The organism is Pandoraea norimbergensis (genome assembly GCF_001465545.3).
GTDB lineage: Bacteria > Pseudomonadota > Gammaproteobacteria > Burkholderiales > Burkholderiaceae > Pandoraea > Pandoraea norimbergensis.
Genome location: NZ_CP013480.3, coordinates 4,285,283 through 4,305,839 on the forward strand (window position 1 = coordinate 4,285,283; position 20,557 = coordinate 4,305,839).

The 20,557-nt window shown below is 63.6% G+C and carries 19 protein-coding genes; 13 read left to right on the plus strand and 6 right to left on the minus strand.

Features of this window, described 5'->3' with window-relative positions; translation table 11 throughout:
- Positions 1–2 precede the first annotated feature (2 nt).
- Genes AT302_RS28165 through tssJ form a run of 6 tightly spaced genes read left to right on the plus strand, consistent with a single transcriptional unit; the run spans position 3 to position 9,460 of the window.
- Positions 3–1,148 carry a hypothetical protein gene (locus tag AT302_RS28165; protein WP_058379746.1) on the plus strand — a complete coding sequence of 382 codons (1,146 nt, stop codon included), beginning with the start codon at positions 3–5 and terminating at the stop codon, positions 1,146–1,148.
- The gene (locus AT302_RS18765; RefSeq protein WP_058379747.1) at positions 1,132–4,371 is read left to right on the plus strand and encodes an ImcF-related family protein; all 3,240 of its coding nucleotides are present in this window, start codon (positions 1,132–1,134) and stop codon (positions 4,369–4,371) included. Before AT302_RS28165 ends, AT302_RS18765 begins: the two co-directional genes overlap by 17 nt.
- Positions 4,371–5,981: a type VI secretion system protein TssA gene (tssA, locus tag AT302_RS18770; protein ID WP_058379748.1), complete on the plus strand. Its 1,611-nt coding sequence runs from the start codon at positions 4,371–4,373 to the stop codon at positions 5,979–5,981. The genes AT302_RS18765 and tssA overlap by 1 nt, the downstream gene beginning before the upstream one ends.
- Complete coding sequence (tssF, locus tag AT302_RS18775) at positions 5,981–7,789, plus strand: type VI secretion system baseplate subunit TssF (RefSeq protein ID WP_058379749.1); 1,809 nt, start codon at positions 5,981–5,983, stop codon at positions 7,787–7,789. Before tssA ends, tssF begins: the two co-directional genes overlap by 1 nt.
- The gene (gene tssG / locus AT302_RS18780) at positions 7,786–8,889 is read left to right on the plus strand and encodes a type VI secretion system baseplate subunit TssG (RefSeq protein ID WP_058379750.1); all 1,104 of its coding nucleotides are present in this window, start codon (positions 7,786–7,788) and stop codon (positions 8,887–8,889) included. The genes tssF and tssG overlap by 4 nt, the downstream gene beginning before the upstream one ends.
- The gene (gene tssJ, locus AT302_RS18785; RefSeq protein ID WP_084656323.1) at positions 8,882–9,460 is read left to right on the plus strand and encodes a type VI secretion system lipoprotein TssJ; all 579 of its coding nucleotides are present in this window, start codon (positions 8,882–8,884) and stop codon (positions 9,458–9,460) included. The genes tssG and tssJ overlap by 8 nt, the downstream gene beginning before the upstream one ends.
- 7 nt (positions 9,461–9,467) lie before the next feature.
- On the opposite strand, the gene AT302_RS18790 is transcribed toward tssJ, so the two are convergent.
- The gene (locus AT302_RS18790) at positions 9,468–10,133 is read right to left on the minus strand and encodes an HAD family hydrolase (RefSeq protein ID WP_058379751.1); all 666 of its coding nucleotides are present in this window, start codon (positions 10,131–10,133) and stop codon (positions 9,468–9,470) included.
- A gap of 59 nt (positions 10,134–10,192) precedes the next feature.
- Positions 10,193–10,552 carry a winged helix-turn-helix transcriptional regulator gene (locus AT302_RS18795; protein ID WP_058379752.1) on the minus strand — a complete coding sequence of 120 codons (360 nt, stop codon included), beginning with the start codon at positions 10,550–10,552 and terminating at the stop codon, positions 10,193–10,195.
- Between the two features lie 60 nt (positions 10,553–10,612).
- Between AT302_RS18795 and AT302_RS18800 the strand changes: the two genes are divergently transcribed.
- The gene (locus tag AT302_RS18800) at positions 10,613–11,377 is read left to right on the plus strand and encodes a sulfite exporter TauE/SafE family protein (protein WP_058380426.1); all 765 of its coding nucleotides are present in this window, start codon (positions 10,613–10,615) and stop codon (positions 11,375–11,377) included.
- Positions 11,378–11,429: 52 nt separating this feature from the next.
- Here the strand turns inward: AT302_RS18800 and AT302_RS18805 are convergent, their stop codons facing one another.
- Positions 11,430–12,593, minus strand: coding sequence for an enolase C-terminal domain-like protein (locus AT302_RS18805; protein ID WP_058379753.1), 1,164 nt, complete (start codon positions 12,591–12,593; stop codon positions 11,430–11,432).
- Between AT302_RS18805 and AT302_RS18810 the strand changes: the two genes are divergently transcribed.
- From AT302_RS18810 to AT302_RS18835, 6 genes are read left to right on the plus strand one after another with little or no spacing between them, the layout of a single operon-like run.
- A complete protein-coding gene (locus AT302_RS18810; protein ID WP_167365813.1) occupies positions 12,592–13,590 on the plus strand; it encodes a helix-turn-helix domain-containing protein in 999 nt (332 codons plus the stop codon). The two genes, AT302_RS18805 and AT302_RS18810, sit on opposite strands and share 2 nt — an antisense overlap.
- Entirely contained in the window at positions 13,587–14,051 is a 465-nt protein-coding gene (locus AT302_RS18815; RefSeq protein ID WP_064675112.1) for a Dabb family protein, read from the plus strand. Before AT302_RS18810 ends, AT302_RS18815 begins: the two co-directional genes overlap by 4 nt.
- 30 nt (positions 14,052–14,081) lie before the next feature.
- Positions 14,082–15,068 carry an ABC transporter substrate-binding protein gene (locus tag AT302_RS18820; protein ID WP_058379755.1) on the plus strand — a complete coding sequence of 329 codons (987 nt, stop codon included), beginning with the start codon at positions 14,082–14,084 and terminating at the stop codon, positions 15,066–15,068.
- Positions 15,065–15,952: an ABC transporter ATP-binding protein gene (locus AT302_RS18825; RefSeq protein ID WP_322788714.1), complete on the plus strand. Its 888-nt coding sequence runs from the start codon at positions 15,065–15,067 to the stop codon at positions 15,950–15,952. Before AT302_RS18820 ends, AT302_RS18825 begins: the two co-directional genes overlap by 4 nt.
- A complete protein-coding gene (locus tag AT302_RS18830) occupies positions 15,949–16,701 on the plus strand; it encodes an ABC transporter permease (protein WP_058379756.1) in 753 nt (250 codons plus the stop codon). The genes AT302_RS18825 and AT302_RS18830 overlap by 4 nt, the downstream gene beginning before the upstream one ends.
- A 15-nt stretch (positions 16,702–16,716) precedes the next feature.
- Positions 16,717–17,463, plus strand: a complete 747-nt coding sequence (locus AT302_RS18835; protein ID WP_058379757.1) for an ABC transporter permease — start codon at positions 16,717–16,719, stop codon at positions 17,461–17,463.
- 10 nt (positions 17,464–17,473) lie between these two features.
- Here AT302_RS18835 and AT302_RS18840 read toward each other — a convergent pair whose 3' ends face one another.
- From AT302_RS18840 to AT302_RS18850, 3 genes are all read right to left on the minus strand, one after another.
- On the minus strand, positions 17,474–18,418 hold the full coding sequence (locus tag AT302_RS18840) for an NAD(P)H-dependent flavin oxidoreductase (protein ID WP_058379758.1): 945 nt from the start codon (positions 18,416–18,418) through the stop codon (positions 17,474–17,476).
- A 104-nt stretch (positions 18,419–18,522) separates the two neighbouring features.
- Positions 18,523–19,077, minus strand: a complete 555-nt coding sequence (locus AT302_RS18845; RefSeq protein ID WP_084656325.1) for a MarR family winged helix-turn-helix transcriptional regulator — start codon at positions 19,075–19,077, stop codon at positions 18,523–18,525.
- A 66-nt stretch (positions 19,078–19,143) separates the two neighbouring features.
- The gene (locus tag AT302_RS18850; protein ID WP_058379760.1) at positions 19,144–20,526 is read right to left on the minus strand and encodes an MFS transporter; all 1,383 of its coding nucleotides are present in this window, start codon (positions 20,524–20,526) and stop codon (positions 19,144–19,146) included.
- Positions 20,527–20,557: the final 31 nt, after the last annotated feature.

Below are 20,557 nucleotides of genomic sequence, written 5' to 3' on the forward strand. Positions count from 1 at the left end.
CGATGGCGCTCAACTTCAATGCGCTACCCCCGGTCGAACCGGTGCCAGATACTTCGCCATCGCGGACTGTCTGGTTAGTTGTCTTTCTCGTGCTCACATTGATTGGCGTGCTCGCGGCGATCCTGCTTTGGCCGCAGCGGGAATCGACTCGTGGTCTCTGGTTCTGGGTATGCATCACGCTTTATCCGGCGGGTATTGCGGTGTTTATCGTTTCGCGCCGCTACAGCGCCTATGAAGGCCGACGCCTCGATGCTCAGGCGTGGAACGGCGCGCGCGACAAATACATTGCCGAGGCATTCGCCCGCGAGAGTATTCCGCTCGTCGTATTGGCCACGACCGTTCGTGTTACCGAGACCGAGGTGGAAAGCGGTATCGACGAAATTACCGGTGGCACGTTGACGATGGGGGCGCAAGCCGCCAGCCTCGGGGATAACGCATCCGTGACCGCGCGCTGGTTCAAACCGATCGCGGCGCGACTGGCAGCCGACGATGACGAACGCCACGAATTCCTTATCGAATGGCTCTATGACAAGCTGATCGCCGATCTCTCGCCAACCCTTTCAGCGCTGCCGCAGACGCTGCCCCTGAACGTGCTTCTCGATCTGCATGGCTACACGGGCAACCTTGACGCCAAAGACCTCTGGGATGCGCGTTGGGAACACCATCAATTGCAGCCGGCAAGGGTTGAGCGAGTAAGGCAAGCGCTCGATCTCATGACGATTGATGCGTGGCTGGACGAACCGGAGCGTGCCGCCGTCCATAGCCACGCAGTGCTTCTCATATCGATAAATCTGGGCAGCGTGCTTCAGGCACCACCGACCGCGGGTGCGGCAGAGGCAGGCGTAGGCCTTCTGATGACTTCGCAAGCCCTCGCTGATCGATTCGAACTCTCTCCTATCGCCGCTGTTCACCGGCCGTTGCCGTGCGCAAGCGACGCATTCGATCACGCGCTCACCTACGCGTTCCGATGGGCGAACACGACGCCGGCCAAACTTAGCCAAACGAGGCGTCGGAGGAGATACCTCTTCCCACGACGCCTACGTCGACGAACTTCGGGCGCGCACGGCAACGCTCACGGGCACGCTCAAAGACCGCCACCGCCGCCGCGGGCGCTACCGCGAGCGCTGGATCTTGATTACCGGCGATGAGCCGACGATCAAGCGTTTGTCCCCGGGTCTCGTCTCGGCAGGTTTTCAGCTCACCGCCGACGCAGTGCTGCTCTATGCCAACGACACCGATGGCGTGGCCGGAAAAGCATGGCTCACCCAAATCCGCCGTCTGCGTCGCCGCCGTCCGGTAGATGCGGTCATCGCGCTGACCAGCGACACCAACGCTGCCTCCACCCTGCTTACGCCGGAAGACCTCTCGCATCGGCTCACCCGGCTCTGCCGAACCTTGCGCTGGGCCGCGCCCGTCTATCTGCTCAACGTCGCCGACCTGCCCCATGATGAAGCCGCGTCCGACGAGTCTGTCGGCTTCACGTGGGCCAGCGAGCGTACCAGCGCCAGCGACGTCAGCGCGTCTCTCAGCGCGCTCACGCAACATCTTGCAGAAACCGGTGTCGTACGGTTGTCCAGCCCGTCACGGGCCCCTCACGATCACCCCAATCGCTTCGCCGCCGCTCTGTCGCAACGCATCGCACAGACGCACGATTCGCTCACGTCGTTGATTGCGGAAACGGCAGCCTCGCGGTTCTGGCGTCATCCGGTTCACGGGGTACTGTTTGTCCCCCTCACGCCTGCCACCGCGGCAACAACCTCCGACGACGCTGCGCAACCATCGCCAGCGGCACGCCGCCCAGCACAACACGAACATCACCGCAGTCTCTGGCAAACCGTCGCCCAACATAGCCGCAAAGTCCACGGCCGCCGCGTCGGTTTCTCGCTTTCCAGTGCGCTCGCATGGATGACCACGACGCTCATCGTCGTCTTGATCGCAGGCATCACGCTGTCAGGCTTCACCAACCGGCACGCCATTCAGAACGTCGCCGATACGATCAACCAGCTATCCGGCGCCAACGACCGAACACAGCAAATGCTCGCGCTCGATAGCGTCAGCCGGCAGATAGACACGCGCGAAACACGCCAACGCGATGGCGCGACGTGGTCGTCCCGCTTAGGCCTGAATCGCGACGACGCAATGCTCGACCTGCTCTGGCCCGGCTATGTCCGCGTGGTGCAAACGTTCCTCGTGCCCCCCGTGCAACAGGCGCTCGAAACCCGTCTGCTCGCGCTCGCGTCCCTCTCCGACGCCGAGATCGCCAACCACGGCAACGTGGAGGCCGACACCGCCTACGACTCGCTCAAGGCCTACCTCATGCTCGCCAAACCCCATCGAACCGCCACCGACTTTCTCACGCCTAAACTCGTGAAGACCGGCGAACCTGCGTGGCCCGCAGGATCGACACTGTCCATCGGCGCGTGGGAAGACCTCCGCGAACACGCGCTCGCCTTCTATGCCAGCCACCTCGGCAAACCCCGCGACGGTTTGTCGCTCGCCATTTCACCCGACCGAACCCTCGTCGCATCGACACGGCAAACCATCATCAGCGTTCGAGGCATCCAGAACTCCACCGATGCCGTCTATCAGAAGATCATCGACGACGCGCAAGCCAAATACCCGCCGGTGTCTCTCGCATCGCTACTCGGAGACACCTCCAGCCGCGGCATCTTTTCCACCGCCGAGACAGTCCCCGGCGTGTTCACCCGCGCGGCATGGGATGAACGCATTTCCCAGCTCATCGACGACACCAGCGCACGCCAGAGCGACAATCGCGATTGGGTGCTCGCCGAAGCCAGTGCCTCCGATGCCAACACGTCGTCGCTCAAGGCAGACCTTCGTCAACGCTACTTCGACGACTACGCCCGGGCATGGGAACACTTCCTCAACAGCCTTCACTGGCAGCCCGCCCCGACGCTGACAGGCACCGTCGACCAGCTTCGCCTGCTCGGCGATCCGCGACGCTCGCCGATGATCGCGCTCATGAACGCCGTCACCTATCAGGCCGGCACAGGAGCCACCGGCCGGTCCCTTGCCGCCGGTCTGATCGACAAAGCCCATCAGTTAGTCGGCAATGAACGCGACCCATCAACACAGGATCGCATCGCCATCGCGCCCCTGGCGGACGCGTTCGGCCCGATCATCCGACTGACGGGAAACGCGGCCGGTGCCGCTTCGACCAACGCGCCGACAGGTGCCGCCGAATTGCTGCCCGCCAGCGATCTCAGCCTGGCCCGCTATCTGGAGCGCATCACCGCCATGCGTCTCAAGCTCCAGCAGATGGTCGCGTCGGCCGACCCGGACGCCATGTCGCGCGTGGCGGCACAGGCGGTCCTGCAAGGCAGAACGTCCGAGATCGCCGATAGCCGTGACTACGCCAGCCGTGTTTCGGCAAGCTTGGGTGAACAGTGGGCCGGCTTCGGCAACCTGCTGCAAGCCCCCCTCGATCAAGCGTGGCAGGTCGTTGTACAACCAGCCGCCACCAACCTGAACGAGATCTGGCGCAGTGCCGTTGTCGCCGACTGGAACCGGTCATTCGACGGACGATATCCGTTTGCCGATTCGGACAACGACGCCTCGCTCCCCGAGATGGCCCGCTTCATGCGCGCCGATAGTGGTGTCATCACGCAGTTCGTGACAACACAGTTGGCCGGTGTCGTCGAGCGCCAGGGCGACCGCTGGGTCGCGACACAAGGCACAAATCAAGGGGCGCTGGCGTTGGATCCGGCGTTTCTCGCCGCACTCAATCGCCTCACACGGGTCTCGACAGCGCTCTTCCTGTCGGGAGACGCACGCGTGCGCTTCGAGTTGCGGGGTGTGCCGACACCCGGTGTCACCGACGTGACGATCGCACTCTCCGGCAAGCACTTCCGGTATTTCAATCAGCAGGAAGCATGGATGCCGTTCGAATGGCCCGGCCAAGCGCTAGAGAACGTGACACACATCGAATGGCAAACGGCACAAAGTGGTCTTCGCTCGACACTCGACGCACAAGGGCGCTTCGGTCTTATCCGCCTGCTTGAACGCGCACACGTATCGCAGCAGGACGGCGCTCGCTTCGTCCTGACATGGACGCCTGACCAGAGCGCAGGCACCGCGCTGCGCGTGCAAATGCGCAGCGAAGTGGGTACCGGGCCGCTCGGCATGCTGCAACTGCGTAATTTTTCGCTGCCCACGCGCGTTTTCTCAACCGGGCCGGCAAGGCCGCCGGGAAAACGGTCAAAGCTCCCCGCGCGCGCCGCCGAAGCCGCGCCGCCGATTGCCAGTACCGCGAGTCTGTTCGATTCATTCGACGCCTTCGACTGGACGGGAAAGCCGCGCAAAGTGCTCGATTCCGCGCAGCAGGCTGTGCCACACACGGAGGTCGAGTGATGTTGCACGGCCTGTTCAAGCGCTTGTTCCCCGCACGCCACGACGCCGAGCAATTGGCTCGTGCCCGCCTCGACGTGTGGGCCGACTGGCTCGTCCCGCTGTCTGGCGATACCGGCACCGGGCGTGACCCCGGTTACGAAGAAGCGTTCTTCACGCTCAAAGACGAAGCCGGCAAACTCTCCGGCATCGATGACGCGCTGATTGCCAGTACCTGCGAGCAACTCCTCAAGGAGGTCGGCAAGGACCTCCGTCTCGCCGGGTACTACGCGTCGGCACGGCTGCGGCGCGACGGCACCGCCGGGTTTGCCGACGGACTGGAACTCGCCGCAGCGCTGGTAGAACGCTTCGCAGACGCGGTGCTGCCTGCCCGCGCAGAGGCGCGCAAAGGCGCGCTCGAAATGCTGACCACGCCCCGGGTGTTTGAATGGATCGAGACGCGCGGCGGCTTCCAGCCGTTCGACCTTGAGCGTGCGCTCGCAGCGCTGGACGTCTTGCTCGCACAGACGGGCAAGTGGCCCGAAACCGCGCGCCCCGATCTGCAAGCGCTAGTCGCATTGTTCGAACGCACGGGGGTAGTAAATGCGAACGCGCACGGCAACGGCCCCGCCGATACACCGCCTCGCGCAGGACTCGCGGGACTGACGACACTCGCCCCCACCTCGATCCACTCAACCCGCGACCTGCTCGAACAGGCACGCGTCATGACCAAGTGGCTCCGCGATCAGGAAAACGGCTACTTGCCGGCCGCACGCCTCGCACGCACGGTTCGATGGGACACGCTGCATGAACTACCTGCGGCGGACGCCACCGGACTGACCCTCTTACCGCCGCCGCGCCCCGAGCTTCGGCAGCACCTGAAACGGCTCGTGCTGCAAAAGCAATGGCCGGAGCTGCTCGAGCGCGTCGAAGATGCCTTCATGGAGGGGACCAATCACTTCTGGCTCGACCTCCAGTATTTTCAGCACACCGCACTGGAGAATTCCGGCCAACCTCACGACAGCTGGCGTGATCTGCTGCGTGCCGATCTGGCGCTGTTTCTCGAACGCCTGCCCGATATCGAGCGACTCGCCTTTCATGAGCGCACGCCATTCGCCGACGATGCCACGCTCGAATGGATTTCCCGATACGCGGTCGTGCGCGATCTGGCTTCCGGTGAGGGGCCCGCACCACTGCCGGTCTCGGCGGATGGACCGTCGGGGGTGGCCGGCGACTGGCCTGAGATCGAAGCGCAGGCCCGTGAGAAAGCCCTATGCGATGGAATAGACACCGCCTTCGCCTGGCTTGAGACGTTGCCCGGCATGAAAACCGCGCGTCATCGCTTCCTGCAACGGCTCGTGATGGCCAGAGTCGCCGAGTCGGCCGGGCGTATGGATACTGCCGTCGCACTGCTGACCGATCTCGATGTTGCCACGCCATCGGTGTCGATCGCGCGCTGGGAGCCCGCACTGGCCTACGAGGTCAAGCACCAGTTGGCCCGAGGATTGAAGGCCTCCATCAACCGCAAAGACGCCGACAAACCAGCGCTCACACGCCGCATTGCCGAACTCCAGGCGGAAATGACCGTGTTGGACCCGACACGCGCACTCGCCACTCACCCTCACGCCATCTGATGCAAAACGACGACCCCATCCTGCGTTACTACGAAGCGGAGATGCGTTATCTGCGCGAATCCGGTAAGGCGTTCGCCCGCGCCCATCCGGACCGGGCGCGCATGCTCAATATCGATCGCGTCGGCGACCTTGATCCTTATGTCGAACGTCTCCATGAAGGCTTCGCGTTCCTTACCGGCCGGCTTCGTCAGAAGCTCGACGATGAACTTCCCGAACTGACCGAAGGGCTGGTCAGCCTGCTCTGGCCGCACTACCTGCGCATGATTCCGTCGCTTTCGGTCGTTGAACTGATGCCGATCGACGCAAAGCTGCAAAACTCCGAGCAGGTGGCGGCGGGCGTCGTGGTTCGCTCGGCGCCCATCGTCGTGCCTGCCGAACGCGAAGGGGCCGCACCGACGACGCTGCAGTGCGAGTACCGCACCACACAGCCCGTCGGCCTGCATCCCATCGCGCTCACGCATGCGGAACCCGACGTGCGTCACGACGGCCGATCGGTGATCCGCATCGGGTTTTCACTCGACCCGACGGCGCGGCGCGAAGAGACCGATCTCTCACGTCTGCGCCTGTACCTGAGCGCCGAACTGCCGACGGCGTTTGCCATGCATCTGGCCTTGACGCGACAGATTGACGATGTGCTCTGGCGCGTGCCGGAGGTGCGCAACGGCGAAGCCCTGCCACTCGCAGGCGTCACCGTGGAACCCGCAGGGTTTTCGGCGCAAGAGCGGCTATGGCCAAAGGCTGACAACGCATTCTCGGGCTATCAACTGCTGCTTGAGTACTTCACGTTCCGAGAGAAATTTCTGTTCGTCGATCTGTGCGGCTTCAATCTCGCGCAACTGCCCGAAGCCGCGACGACGTTTGAGCTGGAGTTTGTGCTCTCGCAGGCATTCCCCCCCGAGCAACGCTTCGATGCCAGCAATGTGCGCCTGTTCTGCACACCGGTCATCAATCTGTTCGAGCTCGATGCGGAACCGATCGACATCAATCACCACGAGTCCGAATACCGCGTGGTGCCGGCCGGACACTTCGGTGAACATGTCGAAACGTATTCGGTCGATGCGATCGAGGCGTTCGATCATGCGTCCGCGCATCGCTATGAATACGTGCCGTTTTCGACCTTTCGCCATCGCGGCGGCATGTTGCGCCATGAAGCACCTGAACGGTATTTCCACACCCGCGTGCGACCCGGCGTCTCAGGTCTGCACGAAACGTGGCTCGCGCTGGGCGGACATGCGTGGGAGTCCATGGAGGCGCTCCCGGAAGAAAGCCTCTCACTGCATGTGACGGGCACGAACGGCATGCTGCCGCGCAAGGCTATGCGGTTGGCCACGCTCTCGGAGATCGCCTCCAACACACCGAACGTGGCCGGCGTGCGCAATCTCGTTGCACCGACGCTGCCGCTCTACCCGCCCACTGGCGATCGATTTCAGTGGCGCGTGCTGTCGCATCTCGCGCCGAATTTCCTCTCGCTCATGGACGCCGAGGTGTTGCGCGGCACGCTCGCGCTCTACGACTGGACCGACAACGAGTTGAACCGCCGCCGGCTCGAAGGCATTCGCTGGGTGTCGCAGTCGCTGCTGGAGGAAGTGTCGGGCGGTGCCGTCGAACGGGGCGTGTTGATCGAGGTCACGCTGGACTCGCACGCATTCTCGGGCGAAGGAGATCTGATGCTCTTCGGCGAGTTGCTGCACCGTTTTTTTGCGATGTATGCCGAGATCAACTTGTTCACGAAACTGGCCGTCATCAGCCTGCCGACGCAAACGCGTATTACCTGGCCACGCAGCAAGACATTTCGGGAACCGCTATGAGTCCGCGAGATTTCCCTGATCTCGATCCGATGGTGCGCGCATTGCTGGCGCATGCGCCGCAAATGAGTTTCATGCAAATGTGCCGTCTGATCGAGTTACGCGCGCCCGCCGCGCCGGGGCTGGGCACGCGCGATACTCCTGCACATGAGGCCGTGCGATTCCGGCCGTGGCCGAACATGGGATTCCCGTCAGCGGAAGTCGTCGCCGTCGAGCGCGACGAAGACTTACCCGACACGCCGCCTACCGTGAGAACCACGTTCATGGGGCTATATGGCGTGGACGCCGCCGTGCCGTCGCACATGGTCGACGACATCGCCCTGCGAGAAGAAGGACACGAAGCCGTCGCTGCGTTCCTCGACCAGTTCAATCATCGCTCGGCCACCCTGCTTTACCGCGCATGGAAGAAGTATCGCTACCCGGAGAGTTTCCGCTCAGGCGGCACTGACGAGCACTCCCGCAACCTGTTGGCCCTCGCCGGCTTTGCCGAAGGCGACAAGCCTCGCCGGGCCGGACTGCCGGGCGTGCGCATGCTCGCGTTGCTGGGCCTGTTGATCCAGCGGACACGCACCGCCGAGGGGCTTGCCGGGGTGATCGCCACAGGTGCCCCGGGCGTCGACGTTCGCGTGGAAGAGTTTTTCCCGAAGCGGATCAGCGCCGGGCGACCCCGGCCGCTGGGCGTCAGACCAAAGCGCGCGGCCCTGAGCGGCGCTAACGCATCAAAGCGAGTCGGACTCGGCTTCGACTATGTGGTGGGCTCGCACGTCGTCCACCGTTGCGGTGCTGTGCAAGCCGTCCTGCGTCCGGTCAACGCGCAGCAGGTCACGGCGCTGTTGCCGGGGGCACCGTTGCACGGCGAACTCATGGCGCTGCTCAAGCTTTACATGGGGACGAAAGCGGACGTTTATCTCCGCATGGCGTTGCCCTCGACGCTGGCACCCGCGCCCGTCATCGGCAACGTCGCCAATGGCTCCGCACCGCGTCTCGGCTGGACGACAGTGCTGCCGAGCCGCGAAGCCCGCGAAATTCGAATCACGCTTGGCGTTCACGAAGCCGTGGCACCGCCTGCGCCTAACCCTTATCTGTCACCGAAACATGACTAACCGCCGCCTCTCGACTTTCCGTCACGCCAAAGCGCTCACCCTGCTCCCCGTCCTGCTCTGTACCGCACTGCTGAGCGGGTGCGGTGCATGGCAATCGGTTGCTAACGGCACGACCGACGCGTTCGATGCCGTTTTCTACAAGCGAGTGGAGGTGGTCAAGGTCGACGTCACCGCGCGGGAATCGCTGAATCCCGACGACGCCGGTCGCGCAACATCGGTCACCGTGCGCGTGTATCAACTCAAGGACCGCAAACAGTTTGATGCGACCTCGTACAGCGACCTGTTGATCCAGGACCGCACCGTCCTCGCCGGTGAGGTGCAGGCGAGCGTGGCAGGCGTGTTGAATCCTGCGGCAGCGCTCAGTCTCGCCCAACCCATGGAGACGGACGTGAACTATGTGGCCGTCGTTGCCTTCTTTCGCAAACCGGACCGCCAAGGGACTTGGAAGTTTGTGATTCCGGCGAAACAGCTCGATGCCGACGCGCCGCTCAAACTTGAATTGGTCGACTGGCAAATTGATCAGGTCAACGGCAAGCCGCTCGATATCGACTATCGGTCTGCCTCGCGCTGAATCGCCGTCACTGCATCGCTCGGACGAGGTCAGCCACTTCTCCCACGTGACACCCCACCGCCATTTTGCCGGCAGCGGACCACGCGTCGAACGACGTGGTCCCGCTCACCATGCCGATAAACCCGGTGCCCGCCCCCTCGGCCGCTTGCGCATCGACCGCGTGATCGCCCACGTAGATCGCCTGCGCCGCCACAAGGCCCAGATGCCCCAGCGCCTGCGCGATCCCCTCAGGGTCCGGCTTGTGGCGCTGAACGTCGTCTCCGCCGACGATCACGTCGACCTGCGAGCGCAGCCCGGCCAGCGTGAGAATCGCATCGATCCGGTGGCGGAACTTGGTCGAAACGATCGCGACCGCCAGCCCCTGTTCGCGCAGCGCCGCCAGCAAGCCGGGGACTTCCGGATAGATGCGCGTCGATTGCACCATGATCTCGTCCGCGCGCGACACGAAAAACCGCACGAACGCCTCCGCGCGGGCAGCATCCTCATCCCCGCTCAGCGTGCGAAACATGACCGGCAGCGGCAGCCCGATCACGCCGCGAATCTGCGCCGGTGTCGCCATCTCGCATTCGAGACGCGTCAGCGCGTATTGCGTGCATTCGACAATGGCCTCGGAGGAATCAGCCAGCGTCAGATCGAAATCGAAAATCACAGCCCGGATAGCTTGCGTCGGCATACGTCGTGTCGTTGTCTTGAAGTGATGAGTTGTGAGGCGGCGTGATGGAGATCACGGCATCAGTCGGATTTCTCGTGGTCGGCTGCGTCGAACCCGGACGGGTCCCGCGTGGCCCATTGTTTCGCCCAGCCCAGCAGCGGCTGTAGCGCCGCCTCCAGCCGACGGCCCTCGTCGGTCATGCGATACCCGCCTTCAGCGTGCTCGACCAGCCCAGTCGCTTTCAATTCCGTCAGCCGGGTATTGAGCAAACGCGCATTCGTCTCGCACGCCTCTTGCAGCGCCCGAAACGTCATCGGCGCACCGCGCAGCTCCCACAGGATTCGCAACGCAGTGCGCCGTCCCAGCAAATCGAGCACGACCATGATGGGTCGGCCCGACTTCGATCCGCGTACGGATTGTCCGATTTTTGGCGTCGTCATGCTTTACAAAGTAAAGCGTCATGCCTAAGCTGTCAATCGTTGCGAGCCATGGACATCTCCATGCAATCACTGGTTCTTATTTCCGGCGCGGGCTTGCTGGCCGGCGCCATGAACGCGCTGGCGGGCGGCGGTTCGTTCGTGAGCCTGCCCGCGCTGATCGCGGTCGGCGTGCCTCCTGTGCAGGCGAATGCTTCCAGCACCGTCGCGCTGTTCCCCAGCGGCGTCGCCAGCGCCTGGGTGTACCGCCACGACATCAGCCCGATTGGGCAGGTGTCGATGCGCGCCCTGCTGATTACCACCCTATTGGGCGGATTCGCGGGCGCCGGATTGCTGCTGCACACGTCGTCGCAGGCGTTCTCGTTTGCGCTGCCGTGGTTGCTGCTCCTTGCCAGCCTTGCACTGACCTTCGGCCGGCGACTCGGTGAAGCGTTGCGCGGACGTTGGACCATTCACGCGCCTGCGGTGCTGGCTATCCAGTTCCTGCTGGGTATCTACGGCGGCTACTTCGGCGGCGCGGTCGGCATCATGATGGTGGCCGTCTGGGGGCTGCTCGACGGGCGCGACATCAAGGGCCTGAACGCGCTTCGTACGCTGCTCGTGACGGTCGCCAACGCGAGTGCGGTCTCTATCTTCATTGGCGCACACGCCGTGCAATGGCCCGAGACGATCACGATGCTGATTGCCGCGACCATCGGCGGCTATCTCGGCGCCCACGCCGGACGCCGCGCCCCATCGCATGTCATCCGCGCAGGCACCCTGCTGCTGACGTACTGCGTCACGCTCGTATTCTTCGTGCGGACTTACGGGCCTTCGTTATGGCATTGACGTCAAGCGCCCACGCGTTACGCGAAACCGATGACGATACGGTCAGGTCACCTCAATGCAGCGCCTGAAAAGCTCGGCAGATCGCAGGATTCGTCTCGAACCCGATGCCGGGCGCTTGTGGCACGCCGGTATGCCCCTGCATCACTTGCAAGCCCTCGGCCAATCCGCAGAACGGTGCGAAAGCGAACGGCGTGACCTCCGCGCCACCCAGTCCGAGCGCCGCGCAAAGATGCAGCGAGAACAGATGCCCCCCATGCGGCCAGAACGCACCGCGCGCCCAACCGGCCGCCGTCATCGTCTCGATAATCCGCAGATAGCCGGGCACGCCATAGCAATGCACGGGGTCGAACACGAGCACGTCTCGGGCCGGACTCAGCCCGCCGTGGCGTGCGAGCAGTCGTGCCTCAGCCTGCGCGAACAGCGCCTCGCCAGCCGCAATCGCGCCGCCGTACGCCGCCGCAATGTCGGTTTGCGTCGCGAAGTCGAGCGGGTCGCAAATGTCCTCGAACCAGTGGAGTCCGTATCCGGCGAGCGCTCTGGCGACAGTCAGTCCGGCCTCAAGATCGAACCGGTTCATGGCGTCGATGGCCAGATGATTTGCGCCCGCCAATTGACGTGCCGCCGCTTCGATACGGCGCAGATCCTGATTCAGCGGCGCGCTGGCAATCTTGATCTTCGCGTGCGTAAAGCCGAGATCCACACAGCGCTTTATCTCGTCGGACAAGCGCGCCAGATCATCGTGCGGATACTGATAACCGCCACCCGCATAGACGGCCACGCGGGGCGCGTGCGGCACTTCCCGGCCAAGCTTGTCGGCGAGAACGCGATACAGTGGCAAGCCTGCGATCTTCGCTGCGGCATCCCAGATCGCCATGTCCAGCGTGCCCACGGCGACGCATCGCTCGCCATGACCGCCGGGCTTCTCGCCAGCCATCATCACGTCCCATGCGCGCAACGGGTCCAAGTTGCTGCCGCTGTCGTCAGCAAGTTCACTGTCTCGGGCCGCCAACAGACGCGGGGCAAATCGTTCGCGAATCAATCCGCCCTGCCCGAAACGTCCGATGGACGCATAGCCGTAGCCGATCACCGGTTTGCCATCGCGTATCGCGTCAGTCGTGACGGTGACCAGACTCGTCGTCAAACCGCCCGAGGCAATGGCTGGGTCGGCGTACCGGGAAACGGGGATGGTGTGCTCGCGAATCGCCGTGATGCGCATGGACAACCTCGTAGTGTCGAAAACCGACGTGCCGGGCAATGGGGCTGCATGCACCTGCCCGTCTCAATTTGCCGTCAATACTAACGACGAACGCGAGAACATGCAGACCAACGCCACGCGCGCCTCCCTGCGCATCACACACCAGCGCCCCGCTGCGGCGCTACAGTCCACCATCGACCGCTACTGGGGATGGGACGCCTGCCGCGAACCCGGCACGCCTGCGGCACCTGCTGTGCAACTCATGCCGCTTATGCCCGGGCCGGGCGGCATGGAGATCTTCTTCCACTTCGGCGAACCCTTCGCCACCCAATCGGGTGCTCACCTGCCTCGCGCGCACATCACCTGCCTGCGAGGCGCGCCGGTCACGCTTGACGCACCGGTGGCCCTCGACTTCATCGCCGTGCGCGTGAGATCTGGCGAAATTCCGTCGCTGACCGATGTCCCCGTCGGCGACTTTGCCGACACCTTCATCGACGCCGCAGACCTGTGGGGCACCGCCGTCAAGGAACTGCACGCTCACATGGCCTGCGCCACGACCTTCGACGCACGGGCCTCGCTGCTTGACGCCTTCTTTCTGAAACGGCGGCGGTCCCAGCTACCGGGCCGCGACATCCGCCCGGCGATTGCGCAACTTCACGGCGGCCAGACGCGCATCGAAGACCTGTGCGCCGTGACGAACCTCGGCCGCCGACAACTCGAAATACGTTTCCGGCAAATGACCGGGGCATCGCCCGTGCGGTTTCGGCGTCTGGCGCGGCTGCGCCGCTCCCTGCGCGAATTGTTGCTCGCGCCGCACTCTCACACGCTCACGCAGTTGCTCGATGCGGGCTATGTCGATCAGGCACAGCAAGTCCACGAATTCCGGGCGCTGACGTGTCAAACCCCGTCGCAACTGCGCCGCGCGGCGCTTGCCGGCGGTGCGCATTTCTACAATCCGTCTTGGCAGGCGCCCGCGATACTGGAGGCCCACCCTCGCCCGAACGGACTCCGACGATGAATGCCCCCGCAGAACACCCTGCCCTGCCAGCCGCCGAGCGCCTCGCACACCGTTGCGCACAAATCGGTACAAAAGCCTTTACCGCGCGCGACTACGAGCCGGGTTTGTTGCGGCATATTGTGTTGCTGCGCTTTGCGAACGACGTACCGGCAAGCGAGCGTGAAGGTATGATTGAGCGCTTTCTGCGCTTGAAGGACGACTGTCGGCGCGACACGCGGCCCTATATTCACAGCATCGAATACGGCCGGCAGGCGAGCGGAGAAGGCAATGCGCTCGGATTCGAACATGCGTTTGTCATGACATTCGATTCCGAAGGCGATCGCAACTTCTATGTCGGGGAGCCGATCGTGCTTGATGCGACCTGTTACGACCCCGTCCATCACGCCTTCAAGGCGGCCATTGGCCCGATGCTTGCGCCACAAGGCGCACTCGTCTTTGACTTTTTTCCCGGCGCGCGGTGATGCGCCGGCTGGTTTGACCCGGAGTAGATGATGAAAAGGCTGTTCCAACTCGCTCACCTGTTTGCATTGGCGGGCGCCCTCCTTCTGCCGGCTTCGCGTGCCGCCCACGCCGAAGAGATTTCCGTCACCCAATGGGGCAGCAGCCTGTATGGCCTGCCCTACGCGGTGGCCATGGACGGCGGCCTGTTCAAGAAGGCCGGGGTCGACATCACCGGCATTCTGAGCTCGGGCGGCGGTGGCACCACGGTGCGCAACATCCTCGCGAGCAAGACCCCGTACGGTGAAGTCGCCGTGTCGGCCGCACTCGCCGCCGCGCGACAAGGCCTCGACATCGTGATCGTAAACGTCGGCACGCGCAGCGTGGCCGAGGCGTCGATGGTCACGATGCCGGACAGCGCCATCCACTCGCTGAACGACCTCGTCGGCAAGAAGGTGGCCATCACTTCGCCGAAGAGCGTGTCTGAGATGCTCTTCCTCATGGTGTTGCGCGAAAAAGGCATCGACGCCTCGAAGATCACGCGCGTGGCCTCTGGCGGCTACGTCAACGGCATGACCATGCTGGAACAGGGCGCAGTGGCGGGTGCCGTCGCGATCGAGCCGCTGTCGATCTTGCGCAAATCCCAATACCGAACGCTCTACCGTGCGGGCGACGTGCTCAAGCCGATGACGACCTCCGTGGGCATCACCACGCGCGCGTTCGCTCAATCGCACCCGGATACGCTGCGCGCGATCATTGCTGGCCGCCGTGCCGGGGTGGATGCCACGTACGCCAACCCGGCCGGTGCAGCAAAACTGCTCGCGGCCCAATTCAAACTCTCGCCGGACGTTGCCAAAGAGGCCGTCGACAACATGGTGCGCTCGCACATGTGGAGTCAGGGTCAATTCGACCGCGCCGAGCTCGATCGTGTCGCCAGCGGGCTCAAGCTCATCGGCGAAATCAAAGACGATGTCGACTGGCCGAAGCTGATTGACTCGCGCTTCCTGCCGGCCGACATTCGCGCGAAGGGCCAGCTATGACTTCGCCGCACCCGGGCCCGCATCTGCATCTGGTGGACGGCGTCGCGACACCGCTCGCCAGCCACGAGCCGCACGCCGTGCTGGCAGGCGTGACGAAAGACTTCGACACGCCCGACCAAAAAACGGCCAGAAAGACGCGGATGCAGGCGCTCGGCCCCGTCGATCTGACGCTGCGCAAAGGCGAGTTCTTTTCGGTCGTGGGGCCTTCCGGCTGCGGCAAATCGACCTTGCTCGAACTAATTGCCGGGCTGACGAAGCCGACATCCGGCACTGTGCATTTCGAAGGGCAGCCGGTGAATGGTGTGCCCGACGGCGTCGGCGTGGTGTTTCAGGAAGATGCGTCGTTTCCGTGGCTGACCGTGCGCGAGAACATCGGCTTCGGCCTGCGTATGGCAGGCATCGACGGGGCCGAGGTCGCACGCCGCGTCGGCTATGCGCTCGGTTTCATGGGACTGCGCGACTTTGCCAATGCGTATCCCGCCCAGCTTTCGGGCGGCATGCGTCAACGCATGTGCATCGCACGAACGCTCGTCATTGCTCCGCGCCTGATTCTGCTCGACGAGCCGTTTGGCGCGTTGGATCAGCAGACCCGCATGCTCATGGGCGACGAATTGCTTCGGCTGTGGCGTGAAACTTCTGCCACCGTGCTGTTGATTACGCACGCGCTCGATGAGGCAGCCGTGCTGTCGGATCGCGTCGGCGTCATGTCCGCTCGCCCCGGGCGCTTTATCGACGGCATCGACACCGGGTGGGCGCCGCAACGCGACAGCCGGGTTGTCACCACACCGCGCTTCGGCGAAATCACAGCGCGCCTGTGGGAGACGCTGCGCGCCGAGTCGCTCAAAGCGATGCAGGACGGAGAGCGCCCGAATACCTTGTCATGATTCGCACTGAACGTCTCATCCGCACCGGCATCGTCGCCGGGCTAGTACTGCTTGTCGAAGCCCTGTGCCGTGTCGGCACGATCCCGGCATCGGTCATGATCGCCCCGAGCGCAATGGCGGCGCACGCCATCGACGTGCTGCGTGAGGGGCGCTTTACGCACGACATCCTCACGAGCTTCGCCAGCATCGCCGTCGCCTCGGTTTGCGCCGTGGGGTTTGGCTTTGCCGCCGGACTCGTCATTCACACGTTGCCGGGCGTACGCCGCGCACTGGAACCCCTGATCGCCAGCTATTACGCGGTGCCGACGTTCGCGTTCTATCCCGTGTTCATCGTGCTGTTCGGCGTCAGCGCGCTGCCGATCATCGTCATCGCCACCTTGCTGGCAATCGTCTCGATGATTACGGCGACGATGACCGGACTCGATCGCATCCCTCGCTCGTTTTCAAAAACGGCCCGCGTGATGCGACTCTCGCGCTGGCAAGCTGTCTGGCACGTGAAATTTCCAGCGGCCCTGCCCCATCTGTTTAGCGGCGTGCGCCTCGCGGTATCGCACGCCTTCATTGGTGTGATCGCGTCCGAGTTCATCCTGTCGGGCTCGGGCATCGGTTACGCCATCAGCTACGCGTATAACAATTTCGAGAATGCCGACATGTACGCCCTGATGCTCACGGTGCTGATCACGGTGACGTTGGTCAACGGCGTACTCAACCACGTCGATGCGCGCTTTCAGGCGCGCAGCCGCCGCTGATCGGCACCGATTCGCATGGAAACGAAAAAACCCAACCCGCTCGGCACACTGGCCGTCCTGCTCGTTTTGATTGGCGTGTGGCAAGCGGTGCACTGGCTCAACGGCGCAGCACTCAGTTCCCCCTCGGCCACGGTGCAAGGGCTCTGGCAGATGATGGGCACGGCGTCGTTCTGGGACGACGCGGCGGAGACTGGCCTCGCGCTGATCTACGCACTGGTGATCGCCGTCGCGGGCGGCATTGCCTTAGGACTGGGGCTAGGGGCGAATCGCCTCGCCGCCAACGTGGCCGAGCCGATTCTTATCAACTTGTATTCGCTGCCGAAGGTGACGCTGTATCCGCTGGTGCTGCTGATCTTCGGTCTGGGGCTCGCGGCCAAGGTGGCCTTCGGGGTGATGCACGGCTTGATCCCGATCCTCATCTTCACGATGAACGGCATCCGGCAGATCAAGCCTGTGTATTTTCGCGCGGCCCACGCAATGCATCTGTCGCGCCGCCAGATTGCACTGCGCGTCGTGCTGCCTGCCGTGCTGCCCGAAGTGTTGTCGGGCGCGCGGTTGGGATTCTCGCTGTCGCTGCTCGGCGTGTTGATCGGCGAGATGTTCGCCTCGCAAAAGGGGCTCGGCCATCAGCTATCGAATGCGATGAATCTGGGCAATATCGACACGATCATGGCCGTCGCGCTGTTTTTGATGTTGTTTGCGCTGGCGGGCAACGCACTGCTCTCGGCATTGAGCCGGCGTTACCGCGCCCTCGGGGCTTGAGCCCCGTAGTTCAACCGGCAATCCGTCGCGCTGCGGCTTCGTATTCTTCCACCAACCGCGCCATGACGTCGGCCGCACCGGGCAGATCGTCGATGAGCCCGGCTGACTGCCCCAGCTCCACCTTCCCCCATTCGATGTCGCCATCGAGCGCTGCCTGCTTGAGCGAGCTGGATTTGAACAGCGCATCGTAGGCGTCGGCGTCCGGTTCGTCACGGTCGGCTTGCAGCACGCGCTCGGCAAAACGATTGCGCGTCATGCGCACCGGCAAGCCGCGCACGCCGACGAGCGCCGTCGCATCGATATCGGTATCGAGCACTGCACGCTTGTAGTTCTCGTGGACACCGGCCTCGCGGGTTGCCAGAAAACGTGTCCCCAACTGCACGGCATCGGCACCGAGCGCGAGCAGCGCCGCCACGCCATAACCATCGGCGACACCGCCGCCCGCCACGATCGGCAGGTCGAATGCCTGCACCGCGCGACGCACGGCTACCAACGTGCTGACGCCGTTAGCGGGGGGATGCCCACCCGCTTCCGCGCCGACAACAACAAGCGCATCGACACCGGCATCTGCTGCCTTACGGGCATGCGCCATCGTCGAAACCACGTGAATCCATCGGACACCACGTGCATGAAAACGCGCCAGATGTGCTTTCGGCCCGCCTTGCGAGGCGATGACCACCGGCACGCCCTCTTCTTCGATCACGTCGAGAAATAGCTCGGCTTGCGGACGATAGAGCGGAATGTTGACGGCGAACGCGCCGTTGGTCGCGGCTTTGACTTCGCGCACGGTCGCGCGAAACGCGTCGAGGTACATCGGCCCGGCGGCAATCACCCCGAGGCCACCGGCCTTCGACACCGCAGCGGGCAGCGCCGCATTTGACGAGGCCCAGCTCATCCCGGCCTGAATGATGGGATATTGAATGTTCAGCAGGCGGGTGAGTCGGGTCTGAAGCATGAAGAGTCCCTGGAATTGCCGCGCGAGCGCGCATTGACGATGCACGTCAATCTAAGGGACATATGATACAAAGTCAAATAATTTACAACGATAATAACGGTGAATTAATCACCATCACCCGCCTCTTCCCGCTCCTGATCAAGCATGATCCTCGCCTGATACGTGAGCTTATCAAGTATTTTCGGCAAGGCATCCCGCTCAGCGCGTGTGAGCACCGACAGCAGGCGATCGTTGAGCTCCTCAGCCACGGGAAAGACTTGTTTGACGAGATCGCGGCCATGCGCCGTCAGCGAGATCACCACGCCGCGCGCATCCGAGCTGTCGGTGCTGCGCTGGAGAATGCCACGGGCTTCAAGCGTCGTGACAGTGCGGCTCATCAACCCACGATCAAATTGCGCTTGCTCGGCGAGCCGATTGAGCGACATGCCGGAGATGCTGTGCAGCAGCGCGATGGAGCGCCACTCGTTAAGCGTCAGACCGAAGTTTCGCTCGTAGACGCTCGACGATCCCTTCGTGTAGATGTTCGTCAGTTGACGCAACTGAAACGACGTGAGCTGCCGCAAGTCGGAAGGTGCTGCGCTCACCGGTTCAGGTGAGCCCGAAGGCTTGGGGTTGGACTTGGGCATGTGACGGGAGCGCCGGGATTGGGATGGCGTCATGCTATCGCCTCGCCAATGCCCGGTCAAACGCGCACCCGTGCGAGCACGGGTGCGCCTGACTTCACGTTACGCGCGGCCCGTGCCAGTCTTGGGCAGCAGGCGCGCAGGAATCCCTACCAGCAGCAAGAAGCCACCGAAGAGCACGATGCAGCCCGCCACCTGCAACCCCAACGCCAGATTGCCCGTGACCGATTTGATATAGCCGATGACACTCGGCCCGACCAATCCGCCCAGCGCCCCGATGCTGCTCACCACGGCGATACCGGCGGCCGCGCTGGCCGGGGCGAGATATGTCGACGGAATCGTCCAGAACACAGACAGGCTCGACAAATGCCCCGCCGTGGCAATCGCCAGCAGCAGCACCGCCAGCACGAGGTTGTGCGACATATAGGGCATGACCATCAGGCTGATCGCCGCACACATCAGCGGCAACGCTGCGTGCCAGCGACGCTCGCTATGGCGGTCGGAATGACGGCTCACGATCAGCATGGCAACGATACCGACGACCGGCGGCAGCGCCGACAGCAACCCGACGTGGAAGGTGTCGCGCACGCCCGTGGCCTGAATCACCACCGGCGCGAAGAATGCGATGGTGCTGGCCAGCACATAGGCGCAGAACGATACGAGCCCCGCCACATAGACACGCCAGTCGCCGAGTGCTGCCAGCGTGCCGCCTTTCCCGTGGCCGTGCGCGGTCTTACCCGCCTTCTGCGCACGCTCAACGCTCAATGCCTGCGTGAGTCTCGCCTTCTCATCGGCAGTCAGCCACTTGGCCGATTCCGGGCGGTCTTCCAGACTGAAGAACACCACCACGCCCAGCACAATGGCCGGCAACCCTTCAAGCAGGAACATCCATTGCCAGCCTGCCAAACCATGCACTTCGTGAAACTGACGCATGATCCAGCCCGAGGTCGGCGCACCGATCATCGTCGCAATCGGAATGGCAACGAACGACAGCGCCGTCACGCGCGCCCGGCGCTCCGCCGGAAACCAGTAGCTCAGATACAGGATCAGGCCGGGAAAGAAACCCGCCTCGGCCGCACCGAGCAGCATGCGCGCGACGTAGAACTCCATGGGCGTGCGCACGAACATCATCGCGCACGAGACCGCACCCCACAGCGTCATGATGCGCAACAGCGTCTTGCGGGCGCCCATGCGGGCGAGCATCAGATTGCTCGGCACCTCAAAGAGCAGAAAGCCGACAAAGAACAGCCCGGCGCCGATGCCGTAGACCAGATCGCTGAAATGCAGATCTGCCTTGAACTGAATCTGCGCGATGCCGATATTGGCGCGGTCGATGTAGTTGATGATGTAGCAAACGAACAGCAACGGCAGAATGCGCCACGCGATCTTGCGATACGTCGCCTCCTCCACACCCTGTATATCTGGCACAGCGGCGTGCGCCGCGGCGGCGAACGGCTGTGAGGCCGTCGTCGTAGATGAAGTCATGTCTCCTCCAATATTGTTTTGATGAGCCGGT